An 18,829-nucleotide genomic window follows, 5' to 3' on the forward strand; every position below is an offset into this window, starting at 1 on the left:
TAGAATGGCATCAAAGAAAACAATATTGGTCGTCGAGGATAATGAGATCAACCGCGCAATGCTGTGCGAGATCCTGTATTCGGAATATCTGGTGCTGGAGGCGGGAAACGGTCAGGAGGCGCTGGATGTTCTTCAGAAGCATAAAGAGGAGATATCGCTGATCCTGCTGGACATTATCATGCCTGTTATGGACGGATACACGTTCCTCTCCCGGATAAAAGAGGACCCTTCGTATGCCTCCATCCCTGTTATCGTCACCACTCAGAGCGATGCGGAAGCGGACGAGGTGGCGGCGCTGTCTCACGGCGCCACCGATTTCGTCGCCAAGCCCTACAAGCCCCAGGTAATCCTGCATCGGGTGGCCGGCATCATCCGCCTGCGGGAAACGGCCGCCATGATCAATCAGTTTCAGTTTGACAGGCTGACGGGTCTTTTCAGCAAGGAATTTTTCTATCAGCAGGTGAAAGAGGTCCTGGGACAGCATCCGGAAAAGGAATACGATATCGTATGTTCGGATATTGAGAATTTTAAACTCATCAACGATGTATTTGGAGTTCCTGCGGGGGACAGTCTGCTCCGGGGCGTGGCGAATATGTACAAGGGGCTGGTGGGAGAAGAAGGCGTCTGCGGCCGCCTTCACGCAGATCAGTTCGCCTGTCTGATGGAGCGCCGCGACTATCAGGACCAGTTCTTTATTCAGGCTGATTCTCAGATCGACCAGTTTGCCGGCGCTAAAAATATCGTGGTCAAATGGGGCGTCTATCCCATCGAGGACCGGACTCTGAGCGCGGAGCAGATGTGCGACCGCGCGCTTCTGGCTGCCCGCAAGATCAAGGGACAGTACGGCAAACATTTTTCTACATACGATGACGATCTGCGCAGTCAGATGCTTCACGAACAGGCCATCACAGATGTGATGGAGCAGGCGCTGACAGAGGAGCAGTTCGTGATCTATCTTCAGCCGAAGTACAATCTGCGCACGGACCGGCTGGCCGGCGCCGAAGCGCTGGTGCGCTGGGTGCATCCGAAGTGGGGGCTTCAGCCTCCCGCCGTATTCATCCCCCTCTTTGAAAAGAACGGATTTATTACCAAATTGGATCAGTACGTCTGGGAAAAGACCTGCGCGGTGCTGCACGACTGGGACAGGAAGGGATACCCGCCTGTTCCCGTTTCCGTCAACGTCTCCCGTGCGGACATTTATCAGGTAGATCTGGCTGAGGTACTGCTGGATATCATCCGCAGGTATGATATTTCTCCGGACCGTCTTCATCTGGAGATCACGGAGAGCGCTTATACGGAAGACCCGGATCAGATCATTCAGACCGTTCGCCGTCTGCGCGAAATGGGCTTTATTGTGGAAATGGATGACTTTGGAAGCGGATACTCCTCGCTGAATATGCTCAATCAGCTTCCCCTGGACATCTTGAAACTGGATATGAAGTTTATCCAGAGCGAGACTGCCAAGCCGTCAGATCAGGGAATTTTGGGTTTTATCATGGGTCTGGCCCGCTGGATGAACCTGAGCGTGGTGGCCGAGGGGGTGGAGACCCGGGAGCAGCTGGAACGCCTCAGGGCTATCGGCTGCGATTATGTTCAGGGCTATTACTTTGCAAAGCCTATGCCCTGCGAGGAATTTGCCAGCCTGCTGAAAGAGCAGGGATCAGTCTCCGTAGAAGAATCCAGCGTGAATAAGCGGCTGACTGCGGCGGAGACCATGCTTGCGTTTACAAGAATGTGGTTTGAAGAGCAAAACCTGGAGGAAGCGGCCGCTTTCCTGGAGGACGACGTGAGCTTTATCGGTACGGGCGCCGGCGAGTCCGCGCGGGGCAAGGCGGCCATGACTGAATATATCCGGCAGGATATTGCCGAGATCGAGGAGCCTTTTGACTGCGATATTGCCGTGACCTTCCAGCAGCAGCCGTCGGAACGCGTCTGCGCTCTGGCTGCCGCCATCACCCTTCGGAATACCCAGTACACCTGGCATCTCCGCGGTTTTTATGTTCTGGTGGAGGAGTCGGGCCAGTGGAAGATCTGCAGCATCCACATATCTGAGCCCAGCCGTAATCAGACCGGGGACGAACACTATCCAAAGACGCTGTTGATGGAGCACATCGCCAGAGAGAGGCAGGAGCTGCTGAACGATTCCGTCCCCGGAGGCATGATGGGCGGCTATATTCAGGAGGGCTTTCCTTTTTACTTCATCAACCGTCAGATGCTGGATTACCTGGGCTATGAGAGCGAGGACGAATTTGTTGCCGACATCGGCGGTATGATCTCCAACTGCATGCATCCGGACGACAGAGAGAACGTGGACCGGACGGTGGAAGAGCAGCTTAGGAGAAATAGAGAATATGCGGTGGATTACCGCATGAAAAAGAAGGACGGGTCCTACATCTGGGTCCACGATCTGGGACGGCAGATGACGGCGGAGGACGGCCGCGCGGCCATATCTTCCGTCTGCATCGATATCACTGCGCAGAAGGCGGCGCAGGAGGAAGTCCTGCGTCTTTACAACAATATTCCCGGCGGAGTATTCCGCTGCCGTTTTGACAGGGACCTGTCCGTCATCGACGCCAACGACAGCCTGTTTGATTTTATCGGGTATTCCCGCGAAGAGTTTGCGGCCATGGGCAATAAGATGTCCGCCGTGCTGCATCCAGACGACATGGCGGCTATGGAGGATGTGCTGAACCGACAGCTCCTGCAGGGGAACACGATCCAGAATCAGAACCGACTGCTGTGCAAAGACGGCAGCGTCAGATGGGTGGGCATCAAAGCCCAGCTGATCGAGGAACAGAATGGGGAACGGCATTTTTACTGTGTATTGTTGGACATCACAGAGGAAAAGCGGCTTCAGGAGCGGATCAACGAGCTGTACGAGCAGGAGATGGCCTATTTTGCCGAGGTCTCATCCAAGGACGGCACGTTCCAGGGGCGTATCAATGTGACGAAAAATCAGATGGAGAATTATCTGTCCACTGCGGAGGCGGCGGTGGCCCGGGTGGGCGATACATATGACGAGACAGTGGACAATCTGGCGTCTTCAGCCGTAGACCCGGCGTATGGAGAGGTGATCAGAAGCCGGCTGGACCGCAGTAAGGTTCTTGCAGACTACGCCGCCGGCAAGGTGGACTATCACTTTAAATTTCTGCGCCGCCGAAACAGCGGCAGCGCTTTCTGGAGCGGCACCAATTTCCGCACCTGCGTAAATCCAGAAACAGGCGACGTGATCATGTTTTTCTACACTCTGGATATCACGGAACAGGTACTGCAGGAACAGCTGCTTGGAAAGATCACCAGAGTGGATTACGATATCATTACGGAGATCAATCTGGCCACGGGAGAGTATCAGATTGCAGGTCACTCCGACGACTGGGAGCCCACCGTGCCCTTTCAGGGGGATTTCAGCAGCGAGATCCTCAAGGTGGTGGAAAAATGCATCGGAGAGGCGGCGAAGGAAGAATTCCTGGCCAAGCTGGTCCCTGAATACATGAAGGCGCAGCTGGCGAAACAGGATTCGTATACTTTCATCGCGGAGTTTGCGGATGAAAACCGCGGGCCGCGGGTCAAGCGCTTCCAGGTGTTTTACATCAGCGAGGAGCTGGAACGGGTGTGCATGACTCAGGCCGACGTGACGGATGTGGTGCGGCAGGAACAGAAGCAGAAGGAGGAGCTGGCCGCCGCTCTGGTGGCGGCAGAGCAGGCCAACGCGGCGAAATCCGATTTCCTCTCCCGCATGAGCCACGAGATCCGCACGCCGATGAACGCCATCATCGGAATGAGCACCATCGCGGCCCAGTCCGTAGGGGACGACGAGCAGGTGGCGGACTGCATCTCCAAGATCGGTATTTCCTCCCGGTTCCTGCTGTCTCTGATCAACGACATTCTGGACATGAGCCGTATCGAGAGCGGAAAAATGCTTCTCAAAAATGAAAAGATCCCGGTGGAGGAATTCCTGAACGGCATCACTTCCATCTGCTACGCCCAGGGGGCGGCCAAAGGGGTGGAGTACGAGTGCATCGTGGACCCCGTACTGGACGATTACTATATCGGCGACGCCATGAAGCTTCAGCAGGTCCTGATCAATATTCTTTCCAATGCCATCAAGTTTACGTCGGAGGGCGGTAAGGTGACGTTTTCCGTCCAGCAGCGCAGGCGGACAAAAAATGACGCGCTGCTGCGCTTTATCGTCAACGACACCGGCGTAGGAATGAGCGAAGATTTTCTGCCCCATATCTTTGAACCGTTTTCGCAGGAATCCACGGGGACCACGGCGCTGTACGGCGGTACCGGACTGGGCCTGGCCATCTCTAAAAACATCGTGGATATGATGGACGGAAAGATCACCGTCCGCTCGATCAAAGGGATCGGCACGGAGTTTACGGTGGACGTCAAGCTGGGCATCACGGAAGAGGAAAAACTGCGGCACCACCAGAAAAAGCAGGTTTATAATTTCTCCCATCTGAAAACACTGGTAGTAGACGACGACGTAGCCGTCTGCGAGAGCGCCATCGTCACGCTGAGAGAGATGGGGATAACCGCAGAATGGACGGACAGCGGCCGGAAGGCGGTGGACCGGGTAAAAGAGCTGTGGAGCGCAGACCGATATTTCGACATGATCCTGATCGACTGGAAAATGCCGGAGATGGACGGCCTGGAGACCGCGCGGCGCATCCGGGCCATCGTGGGGCCGGAGGTCACGATCATCATAATGACGGCCTACGACTGGATCTCCATCGAGCATGAGGCCAAGCTGGCCGGGGTCAATCTGCTGATGAGCAAGCCCATGTTTAAGTCTTCGCTGGTCTCGGCGTTTACAAAAGCGCTGGGTGAGAAGGAAGAACAGGCTCAGCGGCCGTGCGCGGAGGATTACGACTTTTCGGGGAAGCGGATCCTGCTGGCGGAGGACAACGCTCTGAATACCGAAGTGGCCGTGATGCTGCTGGAATGCAAGGGATTCCAGGTGGATACGGCGGAGAACGGCCTGCGGGCGCTGGAGCTCTACAGCAAGACAGAGGAAGGGTATTACGATGCGATCCTGCTGGATATTCGAATGCCGCTGATGGACGGCCTGACTGCGGCCGCCAACATCCGGCACCTGAGCAATATCGACGCCGGAAGCATCCCTATCATCGCCATGACGGCAAATGCCTTTGACGACGACATCGAAAAGAGCAAGGCCGCGGGGATGGACGCCCATCTGGCCAAGCCCATCGATCCGGACAGGCTTTACCAGACACTCTATGATTTTATTTTTGGAAAGGAGTCTTAAGATGTCTGACAGGAAAGTAATAATGGAGACCTACGGTATAGACTACGAGGATACCATGAGGCGCTTCATGGGAAACATAGAAATGTATCTCAAATTCCTGAACAAGCTGCCCGCCGATGACAATATGAGCAGGCTTGGCGAAGCTGTTTCCGCAGGAGATCTGGACCGGGCCTTCGAGGCGGCCCACACGCTGAAAGGCGTCTCCGGCAATCTGGGGCTGAAGCCTCTGTACGAGGCCGTATCAGAGATCGTGGAGCCGCTGCGGCGAAGAGAGAGCAGAGACGATTATCCCATGCTCGTTCAGCAGGTCCGTACTGCCATGACGAACATGCTGGATATGGTGGAAGAGCTGAATAAAACAAGATAGGGTCTGTACAGATCATCGGAGAGCGCGCGCCGGAAGGCGCGGCGCTCTTATTTTTGATAGGAGGTAGTTGTCTGTGAAAGAACAAAACTGGAAAAATTCCGTGATCCGCTTTCTGACGGCGCAGACCATCTCCCTGTTCGGGTCGTCCATCGTTCAGTATGCCATCGTCTGGTACATTACGCTTACCACTTCCTCGGGCAAAATGCTGACGCTGTCCACAGCGTGCGGATTTTTGCCGCAGATATTGATCTCGCTCTTTGCAGGGGTCTGGATCGACCGTTACGACAGGAAGAAACTGATCATGATCTCGGACACTGTGATCGCGGCTGTCACCCTGCTTCTTGCAGTCTCATTCATGACTGGACACAAGAGCATCTGGCTGTTATTTTGTGTATTGGCCGTTCGTTCCGCCGGCACGGGGATCCAGACTCCGGCGGTCAACGCCGTCATACCTCAGATGGTTCCGCAGGAACAGCTGATGAAGATCAATGGGATCCAGAGCGCGCTTTCGTCGTTGATGATGTTTCTGTCGCCCGCTGTCAGCGGAGCCGTATTGTCTGTCGCGCCGCTGGAGGCCGCGCTGCTGATCGATGTGATAACTGCGGCCGTCGGCGTGGGTATTACCGCGGCTATCCCCATCAGGCCGCACGTGAGGGCCGGTGTAAACGTGACTTCTTATATCGGCGAGCTCAGAGACGGGCTGGCCTATCTGAAGGAAAACGGACTGATCCGGAGACTGCTGGTCTTTCAGCTGGTGGTCTTATTTCTGATCAGCCCCTCCGCGTTTCTGACTCCGCTGATGGTGAGCCGCAGCTTTGGAACAGAGGTATGGCGGCTGACAGCCAGTGAGATGACATACAGTCTGGGAATGATCCTGGGAGGCATTCTGATCGCGGTCTGGGGCGGTTTCAGGGAGAAGATCCGCACGGTGAACCTGGCGGGGGGCCTGTATGGACTGCTTATGATCGGGCTGGGAACCATGCCCGTCTTTTCGCTTTATTTACTGTGCAACGGATTGATCGGGATCACATCCCCGTGTTACAACGGTTCAGTGACGGTGATCATACAGGAAAAGGCTGCGCCGGAGATGCACGGCAGAGTGTTCAGCTTTATGCAGATCGCCTCATCCTGTTCGCTGCCCCTGGGGATGATGCTTTTTGGGCCGCTGGCGGATGTGTTTGAGGTACAGAACATTTTGATCACGGCGGGAACGCTGGTGGCGGCTGTCTGTGCGCTGGCCTGCGGGACCTCTTATTTCAGCAGGGACTGAGAAGGAAAAAGCACGTCTTTTTTCCGCCTGGGGCTCATATGCTTATTCAGCAGAGAGTTGCGTTTCTCAGATTCCTGAAAATGGGAGGTAGACAGTATGGAACAGAGCCCTATTCTGCAGTTTTCCGATCCGGCCCCTTATCCGCCGGTACAGGTGTGGGGGCCGGACGCCCGCTACGCCAAAGCGATGCTTTCCAATATTGGAAGCTGCAATTCGGAGATGTCTGCGGTCAGTCTGTATTTTTATAACAGTATCATCACCCGAAAGACCTTTAAGGAGGCAGCGGATTGTTTCCAGAAGATCGGCATGGTGGAAATGTATCACCTGGATCTGTTCGGCCAGCTGGCATGGCTGCTGGGGGCCGATCCCAGGCTATGGAGCTACGGCCGGAAAACCATGTCCTATTGGAGTCCCGGGTGCAACAAATATCCCGGTCAGATCGTGCGGCTGCTGGACAACGCCATCCGGGGCGAAAACGAGGCCATTGAAAAATACCGGCAGCAGGCCGCCTGGATCAAAGACCCGAACATAGTGGATATTCTGAATCGGGTCATCCTGGACGAAGAATGCCATATCCGTATTTTTCATCAGCTTTATCAGGACCTCAGCGAATGAGAACGACCCCATGACGCACAAAAATGAAATGCCGCCGTTAAAAATGACTGCGAAGACCCCCAAAAGGTCCCGCAGTCATTCTCAGTTTTTGCGGAGTGGTGTCTACAGCCAGGTGACGGGAGCGGGCTTCGTCCGAACCGGTACGCGCAGGTAGGACTCCTCACTGGGATAACCGGCCATGAGAGCGCCGTAAAACAGGCTGCCTTCCGGCAGGTTCAGAAGCCGGCGCAGGTCGGGAGAAGCGTTTGCCAGTCTGGTCAGATATCCGGCCCAGCAGGTCCCTACGCCTCTGGCCTGAAGATAGAGCTCCATCACACTCAGCGCCAGGGCCGTATCCACCGGCGGGTTGACCGCGGTGTCTCTGCAGTAGCCCAGGATCAGAGTGGAAGCCGTGCCCATCACCACGTTGTTTCCGCTTTCGTATTCGGAGAGGATCTCCGGGGAAACGCCGGTCTCTCTCACGTAGCTGAGCACAAGTTCCATGATCTCACGCGCCTTTTCGCGGCTGTTGACGATGATCCAGCCGGCGGGGTGCTGATTCTTGGCGCTGGGGGCGAAGTCCGCCAGAGCCGCCGCCTCCTCCAGCAGCCTGCGGTCCACCGGATCCCCGGTAAAATGCCGGTAGGAACGTCTTCCGGACAGGTGGACGGCCAGCTGGGAGACAAATTCGGGAGACAGTCCGGTCAGCCCCGCCCGACCCGTCCGTCCGGCGGCTTCGGAGGACCCGGCTGTTTCGGCAAGTTCCGCCGCGGCCACAGAGGCTCTTTCCCCTCCGAACAGGATCGCCTCCCGGGGGCAGGCAGCGGCGCAGTGAAGGCATTTCAGGCAGTGCTTGTCGGGGTCGAGACGGGGCCGGCCTTCCTCCATGATCAGCACGCCAAAAGGACAGACAGACGTGCAGATCCCGCAGCCGATGCAGGCGTTTGAATCGACAGACAGCGTCCGATGTGTATGGTTCATAAGATGATCTCCTCTCTGTAAGTAAGATAAAAAGCGTCTTTCTATCATAGTAACAACAATCGTCTGACAAAATCAATCCCTTTGCGCAAGAAATACCCGGAGTCCCGGAGGGCGCAGCGGGGGAAGAGATTAGTTGACGGCTTGTCGGGGGAAGTGTAAAATGGATGTAAATTCAAGAAGAAAGGATGTCCCGAATGAATCGGGAGAGGGTCGAAAAATGGAAAAATCGAAAGTGTTTTTTACTGATATGCGCACCGATTTCAACAATAATCTGCTGCAGAAGCTGGAGCGGCTGGTGCGGAAGGCCGGGATCGGCGATATTGATTTCAGCGGTAAGTACACGGCGCTGAAGATCCATTTCGGCGAGCCGGGAAATCTGGCGTATCTGCGCCCGAACTACGCGGCTGTGCTGGTGGAACTGATCAAAGAGATGGGGGGACGCCCCTTTCTCACGGATTGCAATACCCTGTACGTGGGAGGGAGGAAAAACGCGCTGGATCATCTGGACGCCGCCTATAAGAATGGATTTTCGCCTTTTTCAACCGGCTGTCACGTGATCATCGCAGATGGACTGAAGGGCACGGACGAGGTGCTGGTGCCTGTGGAGAACGGAGAACATGTCAGGGAAGCGAAGATCGGGCGGGCCGTCATGGACGCGGATATTATCGTTACCCTGAATCATTTTAAAGGCCACGAGCAGACCGGTTTTGGCGGGGCGCTGAAAAATCTCGGCATGGGCTGCGGTTCCAGAGCGGGAAAGATGGAAATGCACAGCGCGGGCAAGCCCTTCGTCAAACAGAAGAAATGCGTGGGCTGCGGCAACTGCGCCGCGATCTGCGCCCACGATGCGCCGGTGATCTCAGAGGGAAAGGCTTCTATTGATCTGGACAAGTGTGTGGGCTGCGGCCGCTGTATCGGCGTATGTCCCATGGACGCGGTCTGCTCTCCCAGCGACGAGTCAGTGGATATTCTGAACAAGAAGATCGCAGAATACTCCTGGGCGGTGCTCCACGGCCGTCCGAACTTCCACGTCAGTCTGGTGGTGGATGTATCGCCTTTCTGCGACTGCCACTCGGAAAACGACGTGCCCCTGGTTCCCAACGTAGGCATGTTCGCATCCTTTGATCCGGTGGCGCTGGATATGGCCTGCGCGGACGCGGTGAACCGCCAGCCGGTCATGCCGGGCAGCCGCCTGGCGGAAGCCCTTGGCTCGAAGGGCGCGTTCTCCGGCGGATCGGAAGCTGCAGAGCACGGTCACAGCTGCTGCTGCGGTCGTGAAGAGGGGACGGAGAAAGATTATTTTACGGCGTCGTCGCCGGAGACCGACTGGCGGGTCTGCGTGGACCATGCGGTCAAATTAGGTCTGGGAAAGAAAGAATACGAGCTGATCGAGATCAAATAGTGAGATCGCCGGCGCCCGGCTGAGAGACAGAGCTGGAAAAACCGTGGACAGCCTTTTAATCGAAGGCGATTCCGGGTAATATAACAACGTGGCCGCAGCAGATACAGACGGCCCCGCCTGCCGCAGTCCGGGCGGCCAGGCCGGTAAAGGAGGGATGCGTGTGAGATACCACTTCAGCTATGATTCGGAGATCGGAAAGATCTGTCTGATGGAGGAAAACGGCGCCATCACGCACATGCATTTTCTGGCTCCCACGGATGAATTCCGCAGGGAAACGGCAGACCGGCGGACAGCGGAAATGATGATCGAGGATATGACGGAAGAGCGGGAGACCGATCTGATCAAAAAAGCGTGGACCGAGCTGCAGGAGTATCTGGCCGGTACGAGGAAGGACTTCGACATCCCTCTGGCGCCCCGTGGAACGGAGTTTCAGAAAAAGGTGTGGAAGGCTCTGCTGGAGATCCCCTACGGCGAGACCAGGACATATAAAGATATTGCGGAACGCTGCGGCAATGCGAAGGCCTGCCGGGCGGTGGGAATGGCAAACAACCGCAATCCCATCTCCGTTTTTATTCCCTGCCATCGCGTGGTGGGGGCGAATGGAAAGCTGGTGGGGTACGGCGGCGGCCTGTCCGTTAAAGAAAAGCTGCTTGAGCTAGAGAAATGACTCAGAGGTTTCGGCCGGCAGCAAAGAGACAGAAAGAAAGGCGACAGAAAAGTCGGGAGAAGTGCGAATGCTTACTATTGGATGCCACCTGTCCTCGTCAAAGGGATTCGAGGCTATGGGAAAGACCGCTCTGGAGATCGGAGCAAATACATTTCAATTTTTTACGAGAAATCCGCGGGGAAGCAAGGCAAAGGATATCGATCCGGCCGATGCAGAGGCGCTCAATCGGCTCATGGCCGAACAGGGATTCGGAAAGATCCTGGCCCACGCGCCGTATACGCTGAACGCCTGCTCGAAGGATGAGAAGACGCGGGAGTTTGCCTGGATGACCATCGCGGACGATCTGGCGCGCATGGAATACACGCCGGGAAACCTGTACAATTTTCATCCCGGAAGTCACGTGGGGCAGGGACCGGAAAGAGGGATCGAGCTGATCTCCGCCATGCTCAACGACGTGCTGGCGCCGGAACAGACTACCACGGTGCTGCTGGAGACCATGGCGGGCAAGGGCAGCGAGGTGGGAAGCCGCTTCGAGGAGCTGCGGGCGATCATTGACAGAGTAGAGCTCTCAGACCGTCTGGGGGTATGTCTGGATACCTGCCACGTCTACGACGCTGGTTACGACATCGTGGAGGACCTGGACGGGGTATTGGAACGATTTGATAAGATCGTGGGTATCGGCCGTCTGAAGGCGGTCCATATAAACGACAGCAAGAATCCTTTCGCCAGCCACAAAGACCGCCACGAAAAGATCGGAGACGGATCTCTGGGCTTTGATGCATTTCAGCGGATCATCAATCATCCTCAGCTGAGGGAGCTTCCGTTTTATCTGGAAACGCCCAACGAACTGGACGGCTACGCCCGGGAGATCAAAATGCTGCGGGAGGCGTACGGGGAATAGAGCCCGCCTGAGGGGGCGCACGGAGGAAGTGAAAGGATGGATAAGAGAAACGAAGTTCGGCTCCATGCAGAGCCAGTAATCTGCGACGGCTGCATGGAGTAACATTGTCGCAGGATCAGACTGCTGGCTTTGCCGCCTGACCATAACGATCAAGGAGGGAGCCTGCATGAAATATGTAAACGCGAGGACGCTTCTCCCCGAGAAACTGGTCCGGGAGCTGCAGGAGTATATCCAGGGCGGATATATCTACGTGCCTGCCGGCATGGGGAAGCAGAGACGATGGGGCGAATTATCCGGTTACCGGAAGGAGCTGGAGCGGAGAAACCGCCAGATCACAGAGGAATACCGCGCCGGATATACCGTCGATCTGCTGGCGGACAGGCACGGCCTGTCCGTTTACGCGATCCGGAAGATCATATATCGAAAATAGGATGGAGGGGAGAGCCGCGGAGGAAAATGCCGCGGCTCTCCCTTGTTTTGTGTACAAAACGATACCGAAGCGTTTCGTATATTGAAGTGGGAAGAGGAAGGGGATAGGATAAAAGAAAAAGAGAATTGAGGTGAACGCCATGACTGCTCAGGCAGACAGGAGATATCCCCGCACAGGGGACAGGGCGACGGTCTACTTAAAAAATGTGATCTCCGATCCCGCCGTTTCGGTGGGGGATTTTACGATGTACCATGATTTTGTGAACGATCCGGAGCTCTTTGAAAAAAACAATGTGCTGTACCACTATCCCATCAATCACGACAAGCTCATAATAGGAAAGTTCTGTTCCATCGCCTGCGGCGCGAAGTTTCTGTTCAACAGCGCCAACCACGATCTGACGTCCCTGTCCACTTATCCCTTTCCGCTGTTCTTCGAGGAATGGGATCTGCGGCGTGAGGATGTGACCGACGCATGGGAGAATAAAGGAGATATCGTCGTGGGAAACGATGTATGGATCGGCTATGAGGCTGTGATCTTGGCCGGCGTTTCCATAGGAGACGGGGCGGTCATCGGCGCGCGGTCCGTGGTGACCAGGGACGTGCCCCCCTATACCATCGTGGGGGGAGTTCCGGCAAGGCCCATCAGAAAGCGCTTTGATGAGGATGTGATCGCGGCTCTGCTTGAACTGAAATGGTGGGACTGGCCCGCGGAGAGGATCGGAGAAAATATCGGGGCGATCCAGGCCGGGCGCATAGAAGAACTGAGGGAATAATTTAAACAGGCCGCGCATAAACTGCGCGGCCTGGGTGTTTGCCCGGAGCCGTTGGATCCGGGATCTATTTCATTCTGACGTCTTTTTTGATCTCTTTTGGACCGCTTACGGCCACCGGATTCTCGTTGAGCCATCCAATGGCTGAGCGGGCGCATTCCTGCAGATCGCTGCTGCGGGTCAATTCCTTGATGAGTTTGCCGCCTCCGGGGCTTTCTCCTTCCCTGAGACGATAAATACTGGCCTTGAAAGCGGCTTCCAGTCTGCGGATCTCGATGTAGGCGCGGATGCCGTCTTTCATGAGGACATTCATCGTGCCGTCGTCCAGCTTTTCGATCAGAGAAATATTCTCATAGTCCGTCATGATATCACTCCTTTAATTGGGATCGGTATATAAACAGATGATTTCTTACTAGTATATACCCGGTTCCGGGAGTTTTACACACGTTCGCTGACTAATTGGAAGCCTTCTTCCGTAAGTTTTGCCTTGATCTGCTCGATCTGGGCCTGATCTCTGGTCTCCATGCCGATCTTCAGGAAGCAGCTGTTGATGGCCATGTTCTGATCGCCCCGGTCGTGGTGAACGCTGACCACGTTTCCGCCGCAGCCGGCCACGATGCGGCTGACGCCCTCCAGCTGTCCCGGTTTGTCGGTGAGAGCGATGGTAAGATTGCTGTTTCTGCCGGTCATGATCAGACCTCTGGTGATGACCCTTGAGAGGATGTTCACGTCGATATTTCCGCCGCTGAGGAGGCATACGACTTTTTTGTTCTTCGTGGGGATCTTGCCGAACATGGCCGCCGCTACGGCCACGGCGCCGGCGCCCTCCGCGATGAGCTTCTGCTTTTCGATCAGTGTGAGGATGGCGGTGGCCACCTCGTCCTCGGAGACGGTGACCACTTCGTCCACATATTTGTTGATCAGTTCATAGGTCAGATCGCCGGGGCGTTTGACCGCGATTCCGTCGGCAAAGGTATCTACAGTGTCAAGAGTGACGATCTCCTGTTTGCGCAGCGAGTCGTACATACTTGCAGCCTGAGCGGCCTGAACGCCGTAGACCTTGCAGCTGGGGCGCAGATGCTTGATGGCGAAGGCCACGCCGCTGATCAGCCCGCCGCCGCCGATGGGGACCACCACGGCGTCCACGTCGGGAAGCTGATCGAGGATCTCCAGCCCGATGGTACCCTGTCCTGCGATGACGTCCGGATCGTCGAAGGGGTGGATGAAGGTATAACCCTTCTCTTCCTGCAGACGAACGGCAAGATCGTGAGCGTCGTCATAGGTCCCCTGAGCCAGAGCCACTTCCGCTCCGTAGCTCTTTGTGGCTTCCACCTTGCTGATGGGGGCTCCGTCAGGCATGCAGATGAGGCTGGGGATGTTGTTCTTTTTTCCGGCCAGCGCCACGCCCTGGGCGTGATTTCCGGCGCTGCAGGCGATGATGCCCCTGCTCTTCTCTTCGTCGGTGAGCTGGCTGACCTTGTAATAAGCCCCCCGGACCTTGAAGCTGCCGGTCACCTGAAGATTTTCGGTCTTCAGAAAGATGGTGCCGGTGTCTGCGGACAGGGCCGGGGCGGCGATGAGGTCGGTTTTGCGGATGACCTCCTTCAGCACGAAGGCCGCGTGGTAGATTTTATCCAGTGTGAGCATGTTTTACCTCCATGTCTCCGTCCCTTCTTGACGACCGCTTCAAACGTGGTATACTGTAAAAATACGAATAAGGGAGGGACGCAATAATGTTCGATATGCAAAATGATGAAGTCTTAAAAATACAGCATCTGAAGATACAGCTGCGCTGCATGACGATCTTCCGCGAGCTGCTGGAACGCCCGGTGCTCAGGCGTTTCCTGGAGCTTGCAGACAGGCTGCAGCCTGCGGGGCGCGGAGCGGACCGGGATCCGGATCAGGCAGACCGGGCCTGCGCTGCAACATGGGGCGGGGATCAGGCCGGAACTTTGGAAGCCGGCGGAACAGTGAGCTCCGAAGGAACAGCCGGCTGCGGCGGCGGAGCGCCGGCGCGGTCAGCGCTTGCCGCGGCGGCGGAGGCCTACGCGGCTTTCGTGTCGGAGCTTTACGCTGTTTCAGACGATCTCAGCGATCATATAAGAGAGCTGGTCCTGGCAGACGAGAATCCCTATATACTGAAGAGCTGTGCCGCCGATCTGAGCGGCAGTCCCATGAAGGACAGCCTGTACCGCGATCTGCAGGCACTGCAGCGTCTCTGCAGCCTGCGTCCGGAGAACGTGAGGGAGGCGGTGTGCGCCTGTTTCTTCAATGGAGACCCCAGATCGCGTAAAGCGGTGGACGAACTGTTTTCCGCCGGATGGAATACATCGGTCTGCGATCTGAGAGCTCTGTATGAAGAGCGTTTGGCCGGACTGTTCACCAGGGGCTACGGCATGTTCGCCAAATACCATACCTTTGTGGTAAACGACGGAGAGATCGTACCTGTCAAATATCCCGACCCCCAGACTCTGGCTCAGCTTGCGGATTATGAGCGGGAGCGGGCCCAGGTGATCAAGAATACCCAGGCGCTGCTGAAGGGAGAACCGGCCAGCAACGTGCTTCTTTACGGCGACGCGGGAACGGGGAAAAGCTCCACCATCAAGGCCATCGCCAATGAGTACAGAGATCAGGGCCTGCGTCTCATCGAGGTCAAGAAAAATCAGCTGTATCAGATCCCAGAACTTCTGGAGACCATCAGCAGGAATCCGCTGAAGTTTATACTGTTCATCGACGACCTGAGCTTTTCCAGCAATGACAACGACTTTGCGGCGCTGAAAGCGATCCTGGAAGGCAGCGTTACGGGGCGCAGCGGCAATCTGGCTGTCTATGCCACCAGCAACCGCCGGCATCTGGTCAAGGAGACCATGTCCGGCAGAGAAGGGGACGAGATCCATCTGAACGATACCATGCAGGAACTGATGAGCCTGTCGGCCCGTTTTGGACTGGTGGTCACGTTCTCCAAACCGGGCAAAGATGTGTATCTCAACATCGTTCGTCATCTGGCGGATGAATACGGCGTAAAACAGGACGAAGAAAAGCTGTTTCAGAAGGCCGAGGCCTTTGCCATCCGCAGCGGAGGCAGAAGCCCGAGAGTGGCGAAGCAGTTCATCGAGTTGGTCAAAGCCGATATCCGCTGAGATCTGCAGATATTTGCTGAAAGATCCGGTCTGGATCAGGCGGCGGGAATCAGATCCCGCCGCATTTTTTTTATGGCATAAGAAATATCGTCCGCTGTTATTTCAGCACTGCGCCGTCCTTCGCGGAGGAGACAAGGCGCGCATAGCGGGCCAGCCAGCCGGAGGTGATGTTGGGTTCCGGCTGTACGTAGTCCTGGCGGCGTTTTGCAAATTCTTCCGGCGTGACTCTGGCGTTGATCTTTGCCGCGGGAATGTCGATGTCGATGATGTCGCCTTCCGCGATCAGTCCGATGGCTCCGCCGTCGGCGGCTTCCGGACTCACATGGCCGATGGAGGCGCCGCGGCTGGCTCCGCTGAAGCGTCCGTCGGTGATCAGAGCCACGGTCTTATCCAGTTTCATGCCCGCCAGCGCGCTGGTGGGATTCAGCATTTCTCTCATGCCGGGGCCGCCCTTGGGGCCTTCGTAGCGGATGACGACCACATCGCCGTCTTTTATTTTGCCGTTGTAGATGGCGTCGATGGCTTCGTCTTCACTGTTGAAGACGCGGGCCGGACCGGAGTGGACCAGCATTTCCGGCGCGACGGCGCTTCGTTTCACCACGCAGCCGTCTTCCGCCACGTTGCCCCACAGAATGGCCAGGCCGCCGGTTTTGCTGTAAGGATCCTCCAGAGGCCGGATGGCATCCGTATTCTTTATGCATGCGCCCTGGATATTCTCGCCCACGGTCTTTCCGGTGGCGGTGATCAGGCTCTTGTCCAGAAGCCCGCCCCTGGCCAGTTCAGCCTGGACGGCGGCCACGCCGCCCGCTTCATACAGGTGCTGCATGTGAGTGGGGCCGGCCGGCGCCAGGTGGCACAGATTCGGCACCTTCGAACTCATCTCGTTGAACAGCTGCAGATCGATAGGCGCGCCCGCCTCGTTGGCGATGGCCAGCAGGTGGAGCACGCTGTTGGAGGAGCAGCCCAGGGCCATGTCGCAGGCCAGAGCGTTGCGGATGGACTTTTCATTGATGATATCCCTGGATCTGATATTCTTTTCGACCAGATTCATGATCGCCATGCCGGCGCGTTTGGCAAGCTGGATGCGGCCGCTGTGAACAGCGGGGATCGTGCCGTTTCCGGGAAGGGCGATACCCAGAGCCTCGCAGAGACAGTTCATGCTGTTGGCCGTGTACATGCCGGCGCAGGAGCCGCAGCCGGGGCAGGTGTTATTCTCGAACTCTTCCAGTTCCCCGTCGTCGATAAGGCCGGCTTTTCTGGCCCCTACTGCTTCGAACATCTTGGAGAGCGTCGTGTGCTGTCCGTTGACCAGACCCGCCATCATGGGACCGCCGGAACATACCACGGTGGGAATATTCATGCGGACCGCGCCCATGACCATGCCGGGCACGATTTTGTCGCAGTTGGGGATGAGCACCAGCCCGTCGAAGGCGTGAGCCATGGTCATGGTCTCCACGCTGTCCGCGATCAGTTCGCGGCTGGCCAGACTGTATTTCATGCCCAGATGTCCCATGGCGATGCCGTCGCAGACGCCGATGGAGGGAACTTCTATGGGGGTGCCTCCAGCCATGCGCACGCCGGCTTTTACGGCTTCCGCCACCTTGTCAAGGTGAATGTGCCCCGGAACGATCTCGCTTTTCGCCGACACCACTCCGATGAGGGGACGGTCCAGTTCCTCCTTGGTATAGCCCATGGCGTAAAACAGACTGCGGTTGGGCGCGCGTTCCACGCCTTTGGTCACGTTATCACTTCTTCGTGTCATAGATACCTCCGTTTTCAGCGCGCGGCCCTGATCTCAAACTGAAGGGCAGGCCAGCGCGGGAAAAATTTATTATAATTTCAGAACGGACGGCTTATGAAAAGCCGTCCGTGAACAGTCGCTATGTAATCTGTAAAACAGGGGATCGCGGCTTATTTCTTCAGCCAGCTCATCATCTGACGCAGTTCGCCGCCGACTTTCTCCAGCGGATGCTCCGCTTCCACCTGACGGGTGGCCAGGAACTTGGCTTTTCCGCCGGATTTGAATTCCTGAATAAATTCGCTGGCAAAGACGCCTGTCTGGATCTCCTTCAGGACCTGCTTCATCTCTTTTCTGGTCTCTTCCGTGATCAGTCTGGTGCCTGTTCTGTAATCGCCGTATTCCGCTGTGTTGGAGATGGAATATCTCATTTTGGCGAAACCGCCCTCGTTGATCAGGTCGACGATGAGCTTCATCTCATGGATACACTCAAAGTAAGCCATCTCGGGCTCATAACCGGCGGCCACCAGGGTGTCGAATCCGGCTTTCATCAGTTCGGTCACGCCGCCGCAGAGCACGCACTGCTCGCCGAACAGGTCGGTTTCCGTCTCTTCTCTGAAGGAGGTCTCCAGAATTCCCGCCCGGCCTGCGCCGATGCCGGAAGCGTATGCCAGAGCGTAGTCCTTGGCCTTCCCGGAATGATCCTGATGCACAGCGATGAGACTGGGCACGCCTTTGCCTTCAAGATACTGGCTTCTCACAGTGTGGCCGGGTCCCTTGGGAGCCACCATGATCACATCCAGATAGGGCGCCGGATTGATCTGCTTGAAATGGATGTTGAAGCCGTGAGCAAACATGAGAACGTCGCCTTCCTTCATGTGCTTCGCGACCTGAGTGTTGTAAATATCGGCAGCCAGCTCGTCGGGAACCAGCATCATCACTACGTCGCCTGCCTCGGCCGCTTCTTCGATCTCCATGACTTTCAGGCCTGCAGCCTCAGCTTTGGCGGTGTGGGCGGAACCCTTTCTCAGTCCGACCACTACTTCGCAGCCGCTTTCCTTCAGGTTCTGAGCGTGGGCGTGGCCCTGGCTTCCGAAGCCGAGGATCGCGATGGTTTTTCCGTCAAGTAATCCCAAGTTGCAGTCTGAGTCATAATACTTTTTGATCATTTTCTTTTACTCTCCTTTTCCTTACCGAATTTCCCGGGCCTTTCGACGGATAACGGGTTGCGTCTTTCCGGCGCCGTCCGGCGCTCTGCCTCGGCACGGGTCGCGCCCGCCGGCAGTCTGCAGAAATTC

Annotated in this window: 15 protein-coding genes; 10 read left to right on the top strand and 5 right to left on the bottom strand. The window is 56.5% G+C overall.

Annotated elements, in window-relative coordinates:
• Nucleotides 1–4 precede the first annotated feature (4 nt).
• The 4 genes from E0E37_RS09310 to E0E37_RS09325 all read left to right on the top strand — a co-directional run bounded on the left by E0E37_RS09310 (nt 5) and on the right by E0E37_RS09325 (nt 7,524).
• Nucleotides 5–5,272, top strand: coding sequence for an EAL domain-containing protein (locus E0E37_RS09310; RefSeq protein ID WP_130862754.1), 5,268 nt, complete (start codon nt 5–7; stop codon nt 5,270–5,272).
• Between the two features lies 1 nt (nt 5,273).
• A complete protein-coding gene (locus tag E0E37_RS09315) occupies nt 5,274–5,639 on the top strand; it encodes an Hpt domain-containing protein (protein ID WP_130862755.1) in 366 nt (121 codons plus the stop codon).
• 73 nt (nt 5,640–5,712) lie between these two features.
• On the top strand, nt 5,713–6,909 hold the full coding sequence (locus E0E37_RS09320) for an MFS transporter (RefSeq protein WP_130862756.1): 1,197 nt from the start codon (nt 5,713–5,715) through the stop codon (nt 6,907–6,909).
• Nucleotides 6,910–7,005: 96 nt separating this feature from the next.
• Nucleotides 7,006–7,524, top strand: coding sequence for a ferritin-like domain-containing protein (locus E0E37_RS09325; RefSeq protein ID WP_130862757.1), 519 nt, complete (start codon nt 7,006–7,008; stop codon nt 7,522–7,524).
• 102 nt (nt 7,525–7,626) lie between these two features.
• On the opposite strand, the gene E0E37_RS09330 is transcribed toward E0E37_RS09325, so the two are convergent.
• A complete protein-coding gene (locus E0E37_RS09330; RefSeq protein WP_165445299.1) occupies nt 7,627–8,484 on the bottom strand; it encodes a nitroreductase family protein in 858 nt (285 codons plus the stop codon).
• A gap of 217 nt (nt 8,485–8,701) precedes the next feature.
• Here E0E37_RS09330 and E0E37_RS09335 point away from each other — a divergent pair, with 217 nt between their 5' ends.
• From E0E37_RS09335 to E0E37_RS09355, 5 genes are all read left to right on the top strand, one after another.
• A complete protein-coding gene (locus tag E0E37_RS09335; protein WP_130862759.1) occupies nt 8,702–9,886 on the top strand; it encodes a DUF362 domain-containing protein in 1,185 nt (394 codons plus the stop codon).
• Nucleotides 9,887–10,046: 160 nt separating this feature from the next.
• Nucleotides 10,047–10,553 (top strand): methylated-DNA--[protein]-cysteine S-methyltransferase, encoded by a 507-nt coding sequence (locus tag E0E37_RS09340; RefSeq protein WP_130862760.1) that lies wholly within the window; start codon nt 10,047–10,049, stop codon nt 10,551–10,553.
• 67 nt (nt 10,554–10,620) lie between these two features.
• On the top strand, nt 10,621–11,454 hold the full coding sequence (locus E0E37_RS09345; protein WP_130862761.1) for a deoxyribonuclease IV: 834 nt from the start codon (nt 10,621–10,623) through the stop codon (nt 11,452–11,454).
• Nucleotides 11,455–11,620: 166 nt separating this feature from the next.
• On the top strand, nt 11,621–11,884 hold the full coding sequence (locus tag E0E37_RS09350; RefSeq protein ID WP_130862762.1) for a CD3324 family protein: 264 nt from the start codon (nt 11,621–11,623) through the stop codon (nt 11,882–11,884).
• A 139-nt stretch (nt 11,885–12,023) separates the two neighbouring features.
• A complete protein-coding gene (locus tag E0E37_RS09355; protein ID WP_130862870.1) occupies nt 12,024–12,656 on the top strand; it encodes a CatB-related O-acetyltransferase in 633 nt (210 codons plus the stop codon).
• Between the two features lie 64 nt (nt 12,657–12,720).
• Here the strand turns inward: E0E37_RS09355 and E0E37_RS09360 are convergent, their stop codons facing one another.
• Both E0E37_RS09360 and ilvA read right to left on the bottom strand, forming a co-directional pair.
• Complete coding sequence (locus E0E37_RS09360; protein ID WP_130862763.1) at nt 12,721–13,017, bottom strand: hypothetical protein; 297 nt, start codon at nt 13,015–13,017, stop codon at nt 12,721–12,723.
• 74 nt (nt 13,018–13,091) lie between these two features.
• Complete coding sequence (ilvA, locus tag E0E37_RS09365) at nt 13,092–14,300, bottom strand: threonine ammonia-lyase (protein ID WP_130862764.1); 1,209 nt, start codon at nt 14,298–14,300, stop codon at nt 13,092–13,094.
• An 86-nt stretch (nt 14,301–14,386) separates the two neighbouring features.
• Between ilvA and E0E37_RS09370 the strand changes: the two genes are divergently transcribed.
• A complete protein-coding gene (locus E0E37_RS09370; RefSeq protein WP_246019677.1) occupies nt 14,387–15,793 on the top strand; it encodes an ATP-binding protein in 1,407 nt (468 codons plus the stop codon).
• A gap of 97 nt (nt 15,794–15,890) precedes the next feature.
• Here the strand turns inward: E0E37_RS09370 and ilvD are convergent, their stop codons facing one another.
• A complete protein-coding gene (ilvD, locus tag E0E37_RS09375; protein ID WP_130862765.1) occupies nt 15,891–17,555 on the bottom strand; it encodes a dihydroxy-acid dehydratase in 1,665 nt (554 codons plus the stop codon).
• A gap of 149 nt (nt 17,556–17,704) precedes the next feature.
• Nucleotides 17,705–18,700: a ketol-acid reductoisomerase gene (ilvC, locus tag E0E37_RS09380; RefSeq protein WP_130862766.1), complete on the bottom strand. Its 996-nt coding sequence runs from the start codon at nt 18,698–18,700 to the stop codon at nt 17,705–17,707.
• Between the last annotated feature and the right edge of the window lie 129 nt (nt 18,701–18,829).

Origin of the sequence: Bacilliculturomica massiliensis, assembly GCF_900605495.1 — a bacterium.
GTDB lineage: Bacteria > Bacillota > Clostridia > Peptostreptococcales > Anaerovoracaceae > Bacilliculturomica > Bacilliculturomica massiliensis.

Bases quoted from the DNA above. Each gene is read 5' to 3' on its own strand.
- E0E37_RS09350 (WP_130862762.1), top strand. From the start codon at position 11,621: ATGAAATATGTAAACGCGAGGACGCTTCTCCCCGAGAAACTGGTCCGG.
- E0E37_RS09325 (WP_130862757.1), top strand. From the start codon at position 7,006: ATGGAACAGAGCCCTATTCTGCAGTTTTCCGATCCGGCCCCTTATCCG.
- E0E37_RS09315 (WP_130862755.1), top strand. From the start codon at position 5,274: ATGTCTGACAGGAAAGTAATAATGGAGACCTACGGTATAGACTACGAG.
- E0E37_RS09310 (WP_130862754.1), top strand. From the start codon at position 5: ATGGCATCAAAGAAAACAATATTGGTCGTCGAGGATAATGAGATCAAC.
- E0E37_RS09345 (WP_130862761.1), top strand. From the start codon at position 10,621: ATGCTTACTATTGGATGCCACCTGTCCTCGTCAAAGGGATTCGAGGCT.
- E0E37_RS09330 (WP_165445299.1), bottom strand. From the start codon at position 8,484: ATGAACCATACACATCGGACGCTGTCTGTCGATTCAAACGCCTGCATC.
- ilvD (WP_130862765.1), bottom strand. From the start codon at position 17,555: ATGACACGAAGAAGTGATAACGTGACCAAAGGCGTGGAACGCGCGCCC.
- ilvC (WP_130862766.1), bottom strand. From the start codon at position 18,700: ATGATCAAAAAGTATTATGACTCAGACTGCAACTTGGGATTACTTGAC.
- E0E37_RS09355 (WP_130862870.1), top strand. From the start codon at position 12,024: ATGACTGCTCAGGCAGACAGGAGATATCCCCGCACAGGGGACAGGGCG.
- E0E37_RS09335 (WP_130862759.1), top strand. From the start codon at position 8,702: ATGGAAAAATCGAAAGTGTTTTTTACTGATATGCGCACCGATTTCAAC.
- ilvA (WP_130862764.1), bottom strand. From the start codon at position 14,300: ATGCTCACACTGGATAAAATCTACCACGCGGCCTTCGTGCTGAAGGAG.
- E0E37_RS09370 (WP_246019677.1), top strand. From the start codon at position 14,387: ATGTTCGATATGCAAAATGATGAAGTCTTAAAAATACAGCATCTGAAG.
- E0E37_RS09360 (WP_130862763.1), bottom strand. From the start codon at position 13,017: ATGACGGACTATGAGAATATTTCTCTGATCGAAAAGCTGGACGACGGC.